Origin of the sequence: Archangium sp. (genome assembly GCF_036277355.1) — a bacterium.
Taxonomy (GTDB): Bacteria; Myxococcota; Myxococcia; order Myxococcales; family Myxococcaceae; genus Archangium.
Map to the genome: position 1 here is coordinate 36,235 of NZ_DASUNC010000051.1, position 15,927 is coordinate 52,161.

Sequence of the window (15,927 nt, forward strand, 5' to 3'; positions counted from 1 at the left end):
TCCTACTCGAACTGCCCGGTGAGATGGTCCACCTGCCGCTGCGCCTGCTTCAGCGCCTGCTCCGGCGGACGGATGCCCGCGATGGCCGCGGAGAACTCGCTCTGCAGCACGTCCGAGAGCAGGTTGTAGTACGGCGTCACCGGCCTCGGCCGCGCGTTCTCCACCATGCCCAGCAGGCTCGCGATGAAGGGCACCCGCTCCACCAGCCTCGGGTCCTTGTACACCGAGGGCCTCGGCGGGTTGCGGCCATAGCTCAACGCCATCATCACGTTGGCCTCCGGCGAGGTGAGGTGCGCGATGAGCCGCTCGGCCGCCTCCTTGCGCTTCGGCGACACGTGCGCGTTCACCGCCAGCTGCCACCCGCCCAGCGTGCCCCACCCCGGCTCGCCGCTCACCGTGGGCAGCGGGGTGATGCCCACCTTGCCCCGGATGGGCGAGTCCGGCTTCTGCGCCTCCTCCCACGCATAGGGCCAGTTGCGCATGAAGACGGCCTGGCCCGCCTGGAAGACGCGCCGCGCCTCCTCCTCGGCCGCCGAGGTGACGCCCGGCGGGGAGATGCCGCTGGCGATGAGCCCCCGCAGGTACGCGAGCCCCGCGCGGGCCGGCTCCGTGTCCAGCTCCAGCCGCCCCTTGTCGTCCAGCACCCGGCCCCCGTGGCCCCAGATGGCCTCGAAGACGTTGCAGTTGAGCCCCTCGTACTGCCGGCCCTGCCACACGTAGCCCTGCAGCAGCGGCTGCTTCGCCCGGGCGTCGCGCGCGAACTGCTCCAGCTCCGCGTAGGTGCGCGGCGCCCGCGGCACCAGGTCCGTGCGGTAGAAGAGCACCCCCACGTCCACGTACCACGGCACCGCGTACGTCTTGTCCTTCTGGTCCTTCTCGTCGCGCACCACCACCGCCTCCACCGGGCCGGAGAGGAAGTCGCGGCGCAGCACCTCGGGCGGGAAGGCGCCGGAGATGTCGGCGATCCACCCGGCCCGCGCGAACTCGGGCACCCAGACGACGTCCACCACCAGCACGTCGAAGTCGTCCGCCCCGCCCTCCAGCGAGGTGAGGAAGAACTGGTGCGCCACGTCCGAGGAGTTCGGCAACGCCTCGGTGGTCAGCACGACGTCCGGGTTCTTCCGCTCGAAGTCCGCGAGCAGCTCGCGGAAGGCCACCGGATCTCCCAGCGGCTGGTACTTGAAGACGAGCGGCGTCTTCCCCCCGGCGGCGGTGGCCTCTTCCTTCTTGCGGCGGCAACCCGGGAGCGTCCAGAGGACGAGCCCCAGCACGAGCACGGAGATGAGCGGGCGGCGCATAGGGGGCCGATGTCCCCATCTCCTCGCGCCCGGGGCAAGCACGTTCGCACCGCGCCCCGCCCAAGTGTCGCCCGGTCTCCGGAAGCCCGGCCCCCGTCGCGTACACTGTCCGGGATGCGTCCCGGCCCCCGCTCCCGCGCGTTGCTGCTGCCCCTGATGGTGCTCACCGTCGCGCTGGGCCTGGGCTCGCGCTCCGCGGCGGCGCGGCTCCACCTGCCCCGCTTCGTCACCGGCTACGCGGGCGACGCGCTGTGGACCGTCATGGTCTACCTGTGCCTCGTCTTCCTCTGGCCCCGCCTCTCCGTCCGGCGCGCGGCCGCCGGGGCCCTGGGCCTCTCCGTGCTCGTCGAGCTCAGCCAACTCGTCCACACGCCCTGGCTGGATGCCCTGCGGGCCCACCGCCTGGGCGCCCTCGTGCTGGGCCGGGGATTCCTCGTTTCGGACCTCGTCTGTTACGCGGTGGGCGCGGGGCTCGCCGCGGGCACGGACCTGCTGGGCGCCCGGCTCCGCGCCACGCGGGCCCAGGCGCCGTCCCACGGCGTTCCCCCCTGAACAGCCCGTATTCCCGGGGTCCGTCACCGTCCCATCGGAAAGCTTCTCGCGGGCGGTGATTCAGGAACAGCGGGGCGCCGGAGGAGTGTTATGTGGTGGATCGCCGCCGCGTGCACGACGTCTTGAAATCGAATTCCGGGGAGGTTACCGACTCGACTTCACGGGCAACCAGGTGTACGCCCGGTATGCGCTCCAGTGAGCGCGCGGTTCGGCGATGGTCGCCGGGCCGTGTAGGAGAAAGAATCAGAGCAATGGCAAGTGGCACTGTGAAGTGGTTCAACGACGCGAAGGGCTTTGGTTTCATCACCCAGGACAACGGGGGCCCGGACGTGTTCTGCCACCACACCGCGATCATGACTGAGGGATTCCGGACCCTGGCCGAGGGCCAGAAGGTGGAGTTCGAGGTCAAGAAGGGCCCCAAGGGGCTCCAGGCCGAGAACGTTCGTCCGATCGGCTGATCGCGCGAGCGCGGCTACTTACCTTCAAGCCCACGAGGCCTGGCCTCTCACGAGGTCGGGCTTCTTTTTTACCTCTTTCCCAGGAGCATCCATGCAGGGAAGGTCAACGAAGAGACAGAAGGAGATGGCCCGCCAGCAGAAGCAGCGGGACAAGGACGCCAAGAAGGCCGAGCGCCAGCGCGAGAAGGACACGCGGCCTCCCCGCCAGCCCGGCGATGAGGATCCGGATATCGCCGGCATCGTCCCCGGCCCGCAGCCGCCCCTCGAGATGTGAGGCAGGCCGACCGTGAAGCAGTCAGCCAAGCGCCCGGCAGGCGTCCAGGGCTCGGACTCCCAGGTGGATTCCGGGCCCTTCGTGCTTTCAGGGCCCGGCGTCATGCATAGCTTCGGAAGGAAACAGCCGGAGGCACGCATGGCGAAGGATGAACACCCGGCGGACAGCCACGTCTTCGACAAGCCCGCGACCCTTCGAGAGCCCGCGGCCCCGAGCGTTCCCGCCGAGGCCCGTCCCGAGACGCTCCAGCGGGCCCGCGAGGCCACCGACGCGCTGCTCCAGGAGATTCTCGAGGAGGACTTCCTGAACGAAGCACCCGAGCCCCGGCGCGCGGAGCCTCCAGCCCCGCCCGCCCGGGAGGAGGACTGGCCCGCGGAGCTGCACTCGCTGCACCTGCCGGAACAGCCGTGAGGCAATGGCCGGGCGCCCCGCGGAGAACCGTCCGCGGAGCGCCCAGGTGCTTCCGGAGCGCTACCGCTCGTTGTCGGGCTTCTGGTGCTGCTCGGTCTCACCGTTGCGGCCATCCAGGCCGATGCCGCTGGGCGCCTCCTGCTGCGGCGGCACGCTCTGGAAACCTTCCTCATCGGGCAGCCGCTTCAGGTCCTGGGGCTCCTGGCCCGGCCCGGTGTCCTCCTGACGGCCCGCGCCGCCCGTGCCCGGCGCCGGCTGCTGCTGGCCCTGCACCTCCCGCGCTCCCTGCTGCCGGCCCGCCTGGTCGCGGCAACCCGTCACCCACAGGGCCGAAGCGGCCAGGCCGAGCACCACCACACGCTTGAATCCATTCCTCATCCGGGTCTCCTTGCTGGGGGCCTTCTCTGGCTTCCCCCAAGGCTTTGGCGTGCCGGACCGTGCTGCAGCGGCCGGGGAGGCGCCCGTCCGGCTGTCCGCCCTCACGGGTGCTGGCTCGCCCGCTCGCAGCGCCGGGGCAGCACGGACTCCACCAGGTGGAGCATCTCCTCCAGCTCGAAGGGCTTGCTCAGGCAGCCCATGGCGCCCACCTCGCGCGCGCGCCGCTGCGCGTCCTCGGCCGCCGTGCACACCACGATGGGAATCCGGTGGCCATACCGCCGGCGCAGCTCCGCCGCGAAGGCCCAGCCGTCCATCACCGGCATCCGCATGTCGAGCAGGATGAGGTCTGGCGTGCACTCCTCCACCCGCTCCAGCGCCTCCTGGCCATTCGAGGCCCTGCACACCCGGTAGTCCCCGGCCTCCAGCGTCAGGGCCATCACGTCCTGCATGTCCGGGTCATCGTCCACGACGAGGATGCTCGCTCCGCTCATCCGCTCACCTCCTCCCCGCAAACTAGGAATGAAGCTCCCGCTCGTCCCGCCGGGGTGCGTAGGGGACGGAGAAACAGAAGGTGCTTCCCCTGCCCTCTTCGCTCGACACGCGCATGGTGCCGCCGTGGTGGAAGATGATCTCCCGCGAGATGTAGAGGCCCACGCCCATGCCGCCCCGGTCGTGCGGCGTGCCCGAGTGCGCGCGGTAGAAGCGCTCGAAGAGCCGGGCCTGGCGCTCCGGGGGGATGCCGATGCCCTCGTCGCTCACGCACACCTCCACCTCGCGCTCGTGCGACTCCAGCCGCACCTCCACGCGCCCGCCGGACGGGGAGTAGCGCACGGCGTTGTCCAGCAGCACCACGAGCACCTGCCGCAGCCTCGCCCGGTCCCCCCGGACGATGACGGCCTCGCCCGGCCGCACGGAGAAGCGGTGCCGGGTGCTCTGCGCGGCCATGTTCGCCACCGTCTCCTCGGCCAGCTCGCGCAGGTCCAACGGCTCCTCCGTCAGCTTCAGCTGGCCCAGGTGCAGCTGCGACACGTCCAGCAGCTCGCGCACGATGCGGTCGATGCGGTCCGCGCCCCGGTTGATGGCATCCAACATCTTCCGGTACGTGGCCGGCGTGGGCTCGGACTTGAGCGCGAGCTGGGCATAGGACTTCATGATGGCCACGGGCGTCTTCAGCTCGTGGGCGGCCACGCGGACGAACTCGTCCTTGAGATGGTCCAACTCCACCATCTCGGTGACGTCGCGGGCCACGGACACGGCGCCGGTGATGAGGCCGTGCTCATCCCGGATGGGGGCGGCGTTGGCGCGCAGGTGCAGGGTGCGGCGCCGCTCGGGCGAGGGGAAGCTCAGGTCCGCGTCCACGACGATGTTGCCGCGCAGCGCCTGGTACAGGGGGATGTCCTCCACCCGCCCCACCCGCTCCCCGCCCAGCCGCACACCATGCAGCTCCAGGTGGCCGTCGGTGAGCTGGACGCCCTCGGAGCCCACCTCGCCGAAGAGCTGCCGCCCCGCCTTGTTCACGAAGGTGATGCGGCCCGTGCGGTCGCTCACCACCACGCTGTCCACCATGTTGTCGATGGTGGCCTGCAGCTCCGCGCCACGCTGTTGCAACTGCGCGAGCAGCCGGTTGCGCTCCTCCTCGGAGCGCTGGCGCTCGGTGATGTCGGCCAGGAAGAGGTAGCGCATGGGCCGGCCTCCGCTCTGGACGACGGTGGTGGAGATCTCCACCGGGAGCGCCCCGCCGTCCTGCCGCCGCACCTGCGTGCAGATGCGCTGGCGGCGCAGCACCGCCCCGTCGTCCCGCTCCAGCAGCGGCCGCAGCTCCGGGCCGAGCAGCAACTCGAAGGCCGGACGGCCCACCGCCTCCTCCTTCGTCCAACCCAGGAGCCGCTCCGCCTGGGTGTTCCACTCGGTGATGTGCTGCTGGCAATCCACGGAGACGACCGCGTCGAGCGAGGTCTCCAACACCTCGCGCAACCTGCGCTCGCTGCGCGCCAGCACCTCGTGCAGCCTGCGGCGCTCCTCGAGCGCGAAGGACAGCTCGCGGATGCGCACGGTGCGATGGACGAGGAAGGGCACGGCCAGCAGCACGGCCCACACCGCCACGCCGAGCAGGAGCATGGCCAGCCGGAAGCGCTCGAGGCTGGCGAAGAGCGTGGACTCCGCGGTGGAGACATGGACGGTCCACCCCGACTCGCCCACCTCCACCTGGACGGTGCGCCGGGGCCCGGGCATCCGCTCGGCCTCGTACTCGTGTACGTCCGCGAGCGTGAGCTCCCCCAGGGACGTCACCGGCCGGCCGTGCGCGCGCGCCCAGGCGAGCAGCGGCTCCGGGGCGGGGTGGGCGAAGAGCCGGCCCCCGGGGGTGGTGACATAGAGCAGCTCCCCCCCACTGGAAGCATTCGCCTGCTGGAGGACGCCGTGCAGGTAGGGAATGGAGACATCCACGGCGATGACGCCCACCGGCTTCCCGGAGGCATCGAGCAGGGCCCGCGCATGGACGCGGTAGAGGGAGTCCCCGGCAGGGTGGGGCTCCGGAAAGACGGGCGCTCCCCGGGCCTCCAGGGCCCGCTGGTACCAGGGCTGCCCGTCCGGCTCACCGGGCTGGGCGGTGCGCGCGTCGGTGACGGCGACGGGCTCCTTCCCGGACCCGGCGCGGAAGGCATAGGGCGCGAGGCCCGGCCCGCCCCCGGGAAGAGCGGAGGGCTCGAACCAGACCCCGAGTCCGCGGATGGCCTCCGTGGGCGCCGCGGTGAGCAGCGCCTGGAGGAGCCGCTCCAGCTCGGCCTCGTTCCTCACGGGGGCCACGACGGCGGCCGTCGATTCCGCGACGAACCCCGTGTAGGCGATGCCGGGCTTGAGCTGGTAGGCGACATCCTTGGCGCGCAGCAACTGCCGCAGCAGCGCCTCGTCCTCCAGACGCTGGCGGGTCATCGAATAGAACGCCACCAGTCCCGCGGTGAAGACGGCCCCGAGGAAGAGGAGGAGGAACACGAGGGACTTGAAGGGCAGCTTCATGGTGGCGGGGACCGCCCACGGCGAGTGGGAAGGACTTCCTCTGGGGGAACACGTGTGCCCCCCACGCCCCGCCGTCCATCACCCCCGGAGGCCAGCGATTGCCGTCTGGCCCACACCCCACGGGAGCGGACGGCCGCCGGTCCGGGCGCGAAGCCGGGCAACTGGTCCGACAGTCGGACCCGTTGGCGCCGCTCGCCGCCGGAAGGGGCCCGCTCAGGCCACCTTGCCGAACCGCTCCTCGCGCAGGCGGGCCACGAGCTCGCGCGCCTCGGCTTCCGAGGAGACGAAGTGGACCCGCGTCAGCGCGCTCGCCTCCGCGCGCCCGGCCAGGTGCGCCGCGAGCGCGATTCCCCTGGCCACGGCCCGGTGCAGCAGCCGCGCACGAATGTAGATGGTGCCGAGAATCCACTTCGGCTGGACGTGCTTGCTCAGATAACTCCCACCCTCCACGTCCAGGGTGGTGGCCTCGCTCAGGTCCGACACGATGAGGAAGGGGCGCTGCTGGCCCAGCTCGCGGTAGAGCTCCACCAGCTGGATGGCGTCATCCAGGGTGGCCTCACCCCGGGTGTGGACCCAGACGAGCTCGGGCGGCTCGAAACGGACCGTGTTGTCTCCGACCTTCCACTCGCGAAGCTTGGACATGGGCCCGGCCCCGATAACGGACCCGGACCCCGGACGCCGGGATTTTCACGGCGGGTGTGTGTGGTGCTCAACGTTCGCGAGCGGCTACAGCCCCAGCTGCTTCGCGATGATGACCTTCATGATTTCGTTCGTGCCCGCGTAGATGCGCTGCACGCGGGCGTCCATGAAGGCGCGGCTGATGGGGTACTCCAGCATGTAGCCGTAGCCGCCGAAGAACTGCAGGCACTCGTCCACCACGCGGCTCAGCATCTCCGTCTGCCAGAGCTTGGCCATGGAGCACTCCTTCACCAGGTACTCGCCCGCCACGTGCTCGGTGAGCAGCCGGTCCAGGAACGCGCGGCCCACTTCGATTTGCGTCGCGCACTCCACCAGCTTGAACTGCGTGTTCTGGAACTTGGAGATGGGTTTGCCGAACGCCTTGCGCTCCTGCACGTAGACCAGCGTGTCCGCGAGCACCTGCTCGGCCGCGGCCTGCGCCATGGCCGCCACCACCAGCCGCTCCTGCTGCAGCTTCGTCATCAGCTGGAGGAAGCCCGCGCCCTCCTCGCCCAGCCGGTGGGCCACCGGCACCCGGCAGTCCTCGAAGACGAGCTCCGAGGTGTCCTGCGCCGCCATGCCCATCTTCTTGAGCTTCTTGCCCTTGAGGAACCCGGGCGTCCCCGCCTCCACCACGAAGAGGGAGATGCCCTGGTGCGCGTTCTTCGGGTCCGGATCCGTCTTGGCGGCCACCACGCACACGTCGCACAGGATGCCGTTGGAGATGAAAGTCTTGGCGCCGTTGATGACGTAGAAGTCCCCGTCGCGCACCGCGGTGGTGCTCAGGGCCGCCAGGTCCGAGCCCGCGCCCGGCTCCGTCATCGCCACCGCCGCCACCGCCTCGCCCGAGGCCAGCTTCGGCAGCCAGCGCTTCTTCTGCGCGTCGTTGCCGAACTCGTGGATGTAGGGCACCACCACGTCCGAGTGCAGCGGCATGGCGAGCCCCGACTCGTAGATGCGCGCCAGCTCCTCCATCACCACCACCGAGTGCAGGAAGTCGCCGCCCGCGCCGCCGTACTCGGGCTCCAGCCACGGACAGAGGAAGCCCGCCTCGCCCGCCTTGCGCCACACCTCCCGGTCGACGATGCCCGCCTCGTTCCACCGCTCCTGGTGCGGCTTCACCTCGCGCTCGAGGAACTGGCGGAACGACTGGCGGAACTGCTCATGGTCCTCGCGGAAGAGCTTCCTCTGCACCTGGGTGCCTCCGGGCACTGCGGGCCTCGTGCCCGCGCTGGGAAGCGGATGCTCCCCCGGGATTGACGCGGAAATCAACCGGGGGTCCCGCCCCCCGGTACCTGGGCCTCAGGAGGCCCCGTTGAACAGGCGCAGGCGAGGCAGCTCCGAGGCCACCCGCGCCGTGAGGCCCCGAAACCAGACATGGGCGGGGTCCCGGTCCAGCCGGCGGTGCCAGATCTGCGCCAGCGTGTACTCGTAGGAGACGGGTGACTCGAGGATGCGCAGGTGCAGCAGCGGCGCCAGCGACTCGGCCACCCGCGCCGACATGGTGACGACGTAGTCGGATTGAGCCACCAGGAAGGGAGCGGCGAGGAAGGTGCCCACCGTGCGCACCACCCGCCGCTTCAGTCCCTTCTCCGCCAGCAGCGTATCCACCCGCGACGTGGGCGTGCCGCGCGGGGCGACGAGCACGTGCTCCAGCTCCGCGAAGCGCTTGAGCGTCAGGGGCCGCGCGAGCGCCGGGTGCCCCTCGCGCACGAGCGTGACGAACCGGTCCTTGAAGAGCGCCTCGCTGGCGATGTCGTCGGGCAGCTCGGGGAACACCCCGAAGGCCACGTCCGCCCGGTCCGCCCTCAGCTCCTCCACCGCGTCCGGCCCGATGGGACGGCTGTGGAGGAGCACCCTCGGCGCCTCGGCCGCGAGCAGGGGATCCAACCGCCGCAGCAGCACGAGCTCGATGTGGTCCGTGGTGAGCAGGCGGAAGGCGCGCTCCAGCTTCGTGGGCTGGAAGGCCTCGGGCGGCTGGAGGAGCCGCTGCATCTGCTCCATGAGCTGACGCACCTGGGGCGCCAGGGCGGCGGCCCGCGGCGTGAGCACGAGCTGGCGCCCGGCCCGCACGAGCAGGGGATCTCCCATCAACTCGCGCAGACGCGCCAGGGCATGGCTGGTGGCGGAAGGACTGAGCGCGAGCCGCTTGGACGCGCGGCCGACGTGCCCCTCCTGGAGGAGCGCGTCCAGCACCACGAGGAGGTTGGTGTCGATGGCGGGAAGCTGCATGGGATGCAGCCATCCCATGCCAACACTGCAGCACACAAGATGCTCGTGGCCGCTATGTTGCGTGCACCATGAACCCCACTCCCATGAACCCCACTCCGAAAATCGCGATCATCGGCGCCGGCAACGTCGGCACCAGCCTGGGCATCAACCTCGCCGGACACGGCTACCCCCTCCGCTTCGGCGTGAGGGAGGGCTCGGATGTGAAGGAGGTGCTGGCGAAGTGCCAGGGCCGGGCCGAGGCCTCGAGCGTGTCCGCGGCGGCGCAGTGGGCGGACGTCATCTTCCTGGCGGTGCCGGCCCCGGCCGCGGAGGAGGCCGTGCGCTCGCTGGGAGACGTGAAGGGCAAGGTGCTGGTGGACTGCACCAACCCCGTGGCCTTTGGCAACGACGGGCCCCGGCTGACGCCCACGGCCCAGGGCTCGGTGGCGGCGACGCTGGCCCAGGCCTTCCCGGGGCTGCGCGTGGTGAAGGGCTTCTCCACCTTCGGCGCCGAGTTCCACCTCGAGCCGCGCGTGGGGGACACGTCCGTGGACGTGCAGCTCGCCGGGGACGACGCGGAGGCCAAGGCGCTGGTGTCGGCCATCGCCACGAAGGCGGGCTTCACGCCGGTGGACGCGGGCCCGCTGCGCAACGCCGCGCTGCTGGAGAGCCTGGCCGTCCTGTGGATCCACCTGGCCATGAAGGGAGGCCAGGGCCGTCACGTGGCCTTCAAGCTGCTCAAGCGCGGCTGAGCCTACGCGTGCGTCGAGGAGTCCTCCTCGGCGATGAGCCCCTCCTCCTGGGCGAGCGAGCGCAGGTGCGTCTTGATGCGCTGGAATTGCTGGCGCAACGCCGCCGCCTTGCGCTTGAGCGCCGAGTCCGTCAGGGGCTCCTCGCCCTCGGACATGACGCGCGCCACCTCCTCCCACGACAGGCGCTGGTCCACCCGCAGGAGCAACAACATGCGCTCCTGGGGCTCCAGGCTCTCGCGCAGCGCGCGGAACCGCTCCTTCACCGAGGTGCGCTGCCAGGGCCGCGTCTCCGAGCGCGGCTTGATCTCCGCGTCCGGCAGCTTGGACATGGTCACCGGCTGCTCCCGCCCGGCCGGCGCGTGCATCACCTGGTAACAGGCGTTGCGGGCCAGCCGGTAGGCCCACGTCCGGAAGGAGCTCTCCCAACGGAAGCCCGAGAGCCCGCGCAGGAGGTTCTCGCTGAAGAGGCTGAAGGCATCGCGGCTCCGCTCGTAGTCATGCAGCACGGAGGCCATCAACCGCATGATCTCCTGCCCATACCCCTCCAGCGCCCGCTCCACGGCCCCGGCCAGGTCTCCCCGCTTGCACAGTCCCTGGATGTCCTGCTCCAGCTTCTCGCGCTCTTCCAACTGCATGGTGGCTCTCCCTCGCTGCCTCTCGTTATCCAACACTCCCCCTCACACCAGCCCCGGAAGCTCCGCGCCCGGACCCGGCGGCCGCTCGAGCGCCCGCAGCGCATGCCGCTCGAACTCCCCCGCCCCCTGCTCGCGCGCGATGCGCACCGCCTCGAGCAGGCTGGCGTGGGCCTCCCGCGCGTGGCCCAGCGCCCCGTGGGCCCGGGCACCCATCCGGTGCAACTCCGCCTCGTAGGAGCGCTCGCCCACCGCCTCCACCCACCGCAGCCCCTCGTGCACCGCGACCAAGGCCTCGCGGGACTCGCCCAGGCCCAGGTGCACTTCGGCCAACAACCCGAGGTTGTGCGGCATGCCCGCGCGCAGGCCCGTCATCCGCCACCGGCCGAGGAACTCGCGCATCTGCTCCAACCCCTTGCCGGGCTGCCCCAGCCGGGCCCACGCCCAGCCGCGCAGCAGGCCGGACCACTCGATGAACAACCGCAACCAGTGCTCGCGCGCGAGGGCATGGCACTCCTCGGCCAACGCGAGCGTGCCGCGCGCGTCCCCGCGCACCTGGCAGGACAGGGCGGCGTAGAGCATCGTATAGGCCCGGGTGTTCGCGTGGCCGATGCGCCCGGCCAGCTCCAGCGCCTCGCGGCGGTACTGGAGCGAGCGCTCCGGCTGGCCGAGCACCGCGTGGATGAGGGCGGCGTGGATGAGCGCCACCGCCGTGGGGTCCACCCAGTGCTTCTCGGCCAGCACCCGGTGCTGCTCCAGGGTGAAGTCCGAGCACGCCAGCGCCCGCTCCACGTACTCGCGCGCGGTGTGCAGCTGGCCCCAGGCGAAGAAGTCGGCGGCCATCATCCGGTAGCCCAGGGTGAGCAGCTCCGGGTTGCGCTTGCGTGAGCCGAGATCCACCAGCTGCTCGGCCAACTGGTGCGACAGCCGGTACTCGGCACGGGCGAAGTAGTAGGCGAAGGGCCCCCAGTAGGGCAGCTCCAGGTCCGGCAGCGCGTCCCCCACCAGGGGGAAGAGCTCGCCGACCCGGGCATACGTGCGCTTCACCTCGGGCGAGCGGTAGCCCTGCACCTGCGACAGGGCCATGCCCAGGGCGATGAGCAGCTGCAGCTCCTGTGGAATGCGCTGGCCGGCATCGGGCTGGGCCCCCAGCAGCTTCAACCCGTGCCGCAGGTGGCTCACCGCCTCCAGGTTGGCCGAGCGCAGGCTGGCGCGGAGGCCGGCCTTCATCCAATACGGAATGGCCAGGTCGTGGTTGCCCGCCTCGGTGTAGTGGTGGGCGAGCACCTCGGGCTGTGTCTCCACCACCTCGGGGAAGCGCTCCAGCAGCGCCTGGGCGATGCGCCGGTGGTGCTGCCGCCGGGTGCCGCGCAGCAGCGACTGGTAGGCCGCGTCCTGGATGAGCGCGTGGCGGAACTGGTAGCCGGGCCCGTCCTCCTCGGCCTCGTGCTGGAGCAGACCCGAGGCCACCAGCTCCTCCAGGTCCGCGCGCAGCGAGGCGGCGTCCCGCCGGGTGAGCGTGGCCATCAACGCATGCGAGAAGACGCGCCCCACCACCGCGCACAGCTGGGCCAGCGCCTTCTGTCCCGGCGGCAGCATGTCCAGCCGCGCCAGCAACAACTCGTGCAGGGTGATGGGGATGGAGGGCAGGACGCCGCCTCCGGCCACCATGCGCGTCATCTCCTCCACGAAGAGGGGAATGCCGTCCGTCTTCTCCACGAGCTGCAGCACCGTCTCCCGCGGCAGCGCCCGCTCCCCGGCCGCCGCCTGCACCAGCGTGGCGGTGAGCGGCGCCGGCAGCCGCTCCAATTCCACCCGGAGCAGCGGGCCCGCGACGGGCCAGGTGTGCCGGAAGCCCGGACGGGCGCTCAGCAGGAGCAGGACGCGCGCCTTCTCCACCCGGCCCAGCAGGTAGTCGAGCAGCTCCAGCGTGGAGGGATCCGCCCAGTGGAGATCCTCCACCACGGCGAGCACCGGGCGCGACCGGGCCATGCGCGAGAGCAGCTCCGTCAGGGCCTCGAAGGTGCGCTCCTTCTGATGCTCCGGCGACAGCTGGAGGATGGGCAGGTTCTCCTTCACCGGCAGCGAGAGGAAGGCGGCGATGAGGGCCATGCGCTCCGGCTCCAGGCCGAACGTCCCCAGGTGCGCCTCCAGCCGGGCCAGGTTGTCGCCAGGCGAGCCCTCCGCGTCCAGGCGGAAGAGGTGCTGCAACATCTCGATGAGCGGGTGGAAGGCGCTGTTGGAGAACTGGCTCCAGCACTGGCAGCGCAGGCGGATGCGCGTGGCGGCGGGCACCCGGAGGCGGAGCTCCTGGATGAGCCGCGACTTGCCGATGCCGGCCTCACCCGCGACGAGCACGAAGGAGCCCCGGCCCTCCACTGCCCGCTCCCAGGCGCCGAGCAACTGGCGCAGCTCGTCCTCCCGGCCCACCAGGGGCGAGAGCGGACCGGTGGCCAGCGCGCGATCGAAGCGGAACACCGCCTTGCGCGCGCGCGTCACGCGCCAGGCCTCCACGTGGCGCTCCCCGGACACGCCCTCGAAGGTGCGCGCGCCGAGCGCCTCGGACTCGAAGGCCGGCTGCACCAGGGTGTGCGTGGCGTGGCTGAGCACCACCGTGCCGGAGCCGGACCGGCGCGCCAGCCACGAGGCGATGCGCGGGGCCTCGCCCTGGATGGTGGGCGTGCGCCCGCGCAGCTCCGGAAGGCTGTCGTCGAACACCACCGTCTCGGTATGGATGCCCACCCGCACCGGCAGCGAGGCGGCCAGACGCATGCCGGCGAGCACCGCGCGCTCCGAGTCCTCCTCCCGCGCCACCGGGTAGCCGAAGCAGGCCAGCACCTCGTCTCCCACGCAGGTGGTGATGGAGCCACCGTACCGCTGGATGACCTCCGAGCAGCTCTTCTGGAAGCTGGCCTCCAGCTCGCTGAAGTCCTCGGGGTCCAGCTCGCCCGCCTGCTCTCCCGAGCGGGCGAGCCGGCAGGACACCAGGGTCACCTGCCGGCGCTGGGGGACCAGCGAGCGCGGCTCCTCGCGCCACGGCCCCAGGCGCTCCTCCAACCCGCGCAGGCGGTCGCGCAGCACGGCGGCGGAGCGCGGGCGCTCCGGGGGCGCCTTGGCCAGGGCGGCGGCCACCAGCGCATCCACCTCCTCCGGCACGTCCGGACGCCGGGCGCGGACGTGGGGCGCGGGCTCGGAAGACACCACCTGGTCGCGCAACTCCTCGAGCGTGGCGCTCGGATAGGGCAGCTCGCCGGTGAGCATCTCGTACAGCACGACGCCGGCGGACCAGAGGTCCGTGCGCTCGTCCTGCGCCCCACCGCGCCACTGCTCCGGGGACATATAGGGAGGCGTGCCCGCGGTGGGCAGGAAGGGCAGCGGCGAGTTGCTGGTGGACGTCAGCCACGCGAGGCCGAAGTCGAGCAGCTTCACCGTGCCCTGGCGCGTGAGGAAGACGTTGCTGGGCTTGAGGTCGCGGTGGACGATGTGGCGGCCGTGCGCGTGCGCCAGCCCCGCGGCCACCGCGCCCATGATCTCCACCGCCTGCCGCACGCTCAGCCGGTGCTCGCGCTGGAGCAGCACGCCGAGCGACTCGCCCTCCAGACACTCCATGACGAGGAAGGGAATGCGCGGCTCCCAGGGCGCGCCCACCCACTCGGCCACGTCGAAGATGCGGACGATGTTCTCGTGGTCCAGCTGCGCGATGGCCCGCGCCTCCTGGCGCAGCATGGAGATGAGCCACTGCCCGCCCCGGCCCGCGCGCGGGAGGATGAACTTGAGGGCCACCTCGCGCTGCAATTCCTCGTCCCGGGCGCGGAACACCAGCCCCATGGCCCCCCCACCCAGCTCCGAGACGACCTCGAAGCGGCGGCCGTCCGAACCGCCCAGGCGCTCGCCGGGAGCGGGCTTGCGGAACGGAAGCGGCTCCTGCGCCACCTCCTTGAGGAAGGAGTCGCCGAAGTCCGAGCCATCGGAGAGCGCTCCCCCCGCCGAGCGCGGGTGGCCGTCCCTGGGGTTGTGACCGGACTCCTCACGCATTCGCTGCTCCCCGGTCGACGGGCCCTCGCGATGCAAGGCCTTGCTGGATGAAGTTACGGGTCCCATGGTCACCGGGCAATGCAACGGGCCAGGAGGGCAGGTGCTCTGTCCAGGGCTGGTACCCGGCTCGTTCCTTCGACGTACCTGTGGAGGCGGAGCAACGGCGCCGCGTTCGTGATGCGGCGAAGTGACGCCGCTCCCCTCTCCGCTCCCTGGGCATCCAGGCGAAGCACCGCAAGGGGCCCCCCAGGGCAGGAGCCCCCCTGCGTCACACCGGCGGCGAGGGCCTTCTACCCGCGGGAATCCGCTGTGGCACGAGGGCTATGGGCGTGACATTTCCATTCAAGAATCTCGTCTTCGAGGGGGCCGGGGTCCGCAATTGCGCCTACGCGGGCGCGCTGCTCGCCCTGGAGGACTCCGGCGTCTTCCGGCAGGTGGAGCAGGTGGCGGGCACATCTTCCGGCTCCATCATCGCCACCCAGGTGAGCCTGGGCTTCACCCCGGAGGAAATCCGCCAGGAGATGCTGGCGCTGGACTTCGCCCGCATCCGCGATGGCAACTGGCTCACCGGGCCCGCGCGTGTGCTCAACCGCCATGGGTGGAACCCGGGGGACTACTTCCTCGCGAGAATGGAGGAGGTCATCGCCCGGAAGACGGGGGATGGGCGCATCACCTTCGCCCAGCTGCGCGAGCGCGGCTTCAAACCCCTGCACGTGGTGGGCACCAGCCTGTCGGCACGCAACGTGCGCGTCTTCCCCGACGAGCGCAGCCAGGACATGGCCGTCGCGGACGCAGTCCGCATCTCCATGTCCATTCCCTTCTTCTTCGCCAGCCGCGAGTTCCAGGGCGAGGTCTACGTCGATGGCGGCGTGATGTGGAACTACCCCATCGACCTCTTCGATGGGCCGGAGGGCTACGACGCGCGGACGCTCGGCCTCTTCCTGGACACGTTCGATCAGCCGAAGCCGGACCCCATCCACACCCTGCACGACTTCGCCGGGTCGTTCTTCGCCTCGCTGCTCAGCTCGCAGGAGATTGATTTGATGAACAGCCCCGCCAACCTGGCGCGGAGCATCCGCATCAACGACCTGGGCCTCAAGCCCACGGAGTTCGGCATCACCCGCGAGCAGAAGCTGGCCCTCATGCAACAGGGCGAGCAGGCCACGCGGGCCTACCTGGAGCGCTACGCCGCGTCACATTCGGCCGCGTGAGCCTCCATCCGCCCTGGAGCGT

15 protein-coding genes are annotated in these 15,927 nt (G+C 71.1%); 6 read left to right on the top strand and 9 right to left on the bottom strand.

What is annotated here, in order from left to right; translation table 11 throughout:
• Positions 1-2: 2 nt before the first annotated feature.
• Positions 3-1,298 carry an ABC transporter substrate-binding protein gene (locus VFZ09_RS13595; protein ID WP_329727977.1) on the bottom strand — a complete coding sequence of 432 codons (1,296 nt, stop codon included), beginning with the start codon at positions 1,296-1,298 and terminating at the stop codon, positions 3-5.
• 114 nt (positions 1,299-1,412) lie between these two features.
• Here VFZ09_RS13595 and VFZ09_RS13600 point away from each other — a divergent pair, with 114 nt between their 5' ends.
• The 4 genes from VFZ09_RS13600 to VFZ09_RS13615 all read left to right on the top strand — a co-directional run bounded on the left by VFZ09_RS13600 (position 1,413) and on the right by VFZ09_RS13615 (position 2,993).
• Complete coding sequence (locus VFZ09_RS13600; RefSeq protein WP_329727978.1) at positions 1,413-1,850, top strand: DUF2809 domain-containing protein; 438 nt, start codon at positions 1,413-1,415, stop codon at positions 1,848-1,850.
• Between the two features lie 251 nt (positions 1,851-2,101).
• Positions 2,102-2,308, top strand: coding sequence for a cold-shock protein (locus tag VFZ09_RS13605; RefSeq protein WP_329727979.1), 207 nt, complete (start codon positions 2,102-2,104; stop codon positions 2,306-2,308).
• A gap of 91 nt (positions 2,309-2,399) precedes the next feature.
• Positions 2,400-2,582, top strand: coding sequence for a hypothetical protein (locus VFZ09_RS13610; protein ID WP_329727980.1), 183 nt, complete (start codon positions 2,400-2,402; stop codon positions 2,580-2,582).
• A gap of 138 nt (positions 2,583-2,720) precedes the next feature.
• A complete protein-coding gene (locus VFZ09_RS13615) occupies positions 2,721-2,993 on the top strand; it encodes a hypothetical protein (protein ID WP_329727981.1) in 273 nt (90 codons plus the stop codon).
• Between the two features lie 60 nt (positions 2,994-3,053).
• Here VFZ09_RS13615 and VFZ09_RS13620 read toward each other — a convergent pair whose 3' ends face one another.
• From VFZ09_RS13620 to VFZ09_RS13645, 6 genes are all read right to left on the bottom strand, one after another.
• Entirely contained in the window at positions 3,054-3,371 is a 318-nt protein-coding gene (locus VFZ09_RS13620; protein WP_329727982.1) for a hypothetical protein, read from the bottom strand.
• A 101-nt stretch (positions 3,372-3,472) separates the two neighbouring features.
• Positions 3,473-3,862 (bottom strand): response regulator, encoded by a 390-nt coding sequence (locus VFZ09_RS13625; protein WP_329727983.1) that lies wholly within the window; start codon positions 3,860-3,862, stop codon positions 3,473-3,475.
• A 22-nt stretch (positions 3,863-3,884) separates the two neighbouring features.
• The gene (locus VFZ09_RS13630) at positions 3,885-6,386 is read right to left on the bottom strand and encodes a PAS domain S-box protein (RefSeq protein WP_329727984.1); all 2,502 of its coding nucleotides are present in this window, start codon (positions 6,384-6,386) and stop codon (positions 3,885-3,887) included.
• Positions 6,387-6,599: 213 nt separating this feature from the next.
• On the bottom strand, positions 6,600-7,028 hold the full coding sequence (locus VFZ09_RS13635) for a hypothetical protein (protein ID WP_329727985.1): 429 nt from the start codon (positions 7,026-7,028) through the stop codon (positions 6,600-6,602).
• Positions 7,029-7,112: 84 nt separating this feature from the next.
• On the bottom strand, positions 7,113-8,258 hold the full coding sequence (locus tag VFZ09_RS13640; RefSeq protein ID WP_329727986.1) for an acyl-CoA dehydrogenase family protein: 1,146 nt from the start codon (positions 8,256-8,258) through the stop codon (positions 7,113-7,115).
• Positions 8,259-8,366: 108 nt separating this feature from the next.
• Complete coding sequence (locus VFZ09_RS13645; protein WP_329727987.1) at positions 8,367-9,296, bottom strand: LysR family transcriptional regulator; 930 nt, start codon at positions 9,294-9,296, stop codon at positions 8,367-8,369.
• A gap of 68 nt (positions 9,297-9,364) precedes the next feature.
• Between VFZ09_RS13645 and VFZ09_RS13650 the strand changes: the two genes are divergently transcribed.
• On the top strand, positions 9,365-10,027 hold the full coding sequence (locus VFZ09_RS13650) for an NADPH-dependent F420 reductase (RefSeq protein ID WP_329727988.1): 663 nt from the start codon (positions 9,365-9,367) through the stop codon (positions 10,025-10,027).
• Between the two features lie 2 nt (positions 10,028-10,029).
• Here VFZ09_RS13650 and VFZ09_RS13655 read toward each other — a convergent pair whose 3' ends face one another.
• Together VFZ09_RS13655 and VFZ09_RS13660 are read right to left on the bottom strand one after the other, a co-directional pair.
• Positions 10,030-10,662: a sigma-70 family RNA polymerase sigma factor gene (locus tag VFZ09_RS13655; RefSeq protein WP_329727989.1), complete on the bottom strand. Its 633-nt coding sequence runs from the start codon at positions 10,660-10,662 to the stop codon at positions 10,030-10,032.
• A 42-nt stretch (positions 10,663-10,704) separates the two neighbouring features.
• Positions 10,705-14,694, bottom strand: coding sequence for a protein kinase domain-containing protein (locus VFZ09_RS13660; RefSeq protein ID WP_329727990.1), 3,990 nt, complete (start codon positions 14,692-14,694; stop codon positions 10,705-10,707).
• A gap of 329 nt (positions 14,695-15,023) precedes the next feature.
• Between VFZ09_RS13660 and VFZ09_RS13665 the strand changes: the two genes are divergently transcribed.
• Complete coding sequence (locus VFZ09_RS13665) at positions 15,024-15,905, top strand: patatin-like phospholipase family protein (protein WP_329727991.1); 882 nt, start codon at positions 15,024-15,026, stop codon at positions 15,903-15,905.
• Positions 15,906-15,927 lie beyond the last annotated feature (22 nt).

Excerpts from the sequence above, each read along its gene's own strand:
- VFZ09_RS13595 (WP_329727977.1), bottom strand. The coding sequence starts at position 1,298 with ATGCGCCGCCCGCTCATCTCCGTGCTCGTGCTGGGGCTCGTCCTCTGG.
- VFZ09_RS13600 (WP_329727978.1), top strand. The coding sequence starts at position 1,413 with ATGCGTCCCGGCCCCCGCTCCCGCGCGTTGCTGCTGCCCCTGATGGTG.
- VFZ09_RS13605 (WP_329727979.1), top strand. The coding sequence starts at position 2,102 with ATGGCAAGTGGCACTGTGAAGTGGTTCAACGACGCGAAGGGCTTTGGT.
- VFZ09_RS13610 (WP_329727980.1), top strand. The coding sequence starts at position 2,400 with ATGCAGGGAAGGTCAACGAAGAGACAGAAGGAGATGGCCCGCCAGCAG.
- VFZ09_RS13615 (WP_329727981.1), top strand. The coding sequence starts at position 2,721 with ATGGCGAAGGATGAACACCCGGCGGACAGCCACGTCTTCGACAAGCCC.
- VFZ09_RS13620 (WP_329727982.1), bottom strand. The coding sequence starts at position 3,371 with ATGAGGAATGGATTCAAGCGTGTGGTGGTGCTCGGCCTGGCCGCTTCG.
- VFZ09_RS13625 (WP_329727983.1), bottom strand. The coding sequence starts at position 3,862 with ATGAGCGGAGCGAGCATCCTCGTCGTGGACGATGACCCGGACATGCAG.
- VFZ09_RS13630 (WP_329727984.1), bottom strand. The coding sequence starts at position 6,386 with ATGAAGCTGCCCTTCAAGTCCCTCGTGTTCCTCCTCCTCTTCCTCGGG.
- VFZ09_RS13635 (WP_329727985.1), bottom strand. The coding sequence starts at position 7,028 with ATGTCCAAGCTTCGCGAGTGGAAGGTCGGAGACAACACGGTCCGTTTC.
- VFZ09_RS13645 (WP_329727987.1), bottom strand. The coding sequence starts at position 9,296 with ATGCAGCTTCCCGCCATCGACACCAACCTCCTCGTGGTGCTGGACGCG.
- VFZ09_RS13650 (WP_329727988.1), top strand. The coding sequence starts at position 9,365 with ATGAACCCCACTCCCATGAACCCCACTCCGAAAATCGCGATCATCGGC.
- VFZ09_RS13655 (WP_329727989.1), bottom strand. The coding sequence starts at position 10,662 with ATGCAGTTGGAAGAGCGCGAGAAGCTGGAGCAGGACATCCAGGGACTG.
- VFZ09_RS13660 (WP_329727990.1), bottom strand. The coding sequence starts at position 14,694 with ATGCGTGAGGAGTCCGGTCACAACCCCAGGGACGGCCACCCGCGCTCG.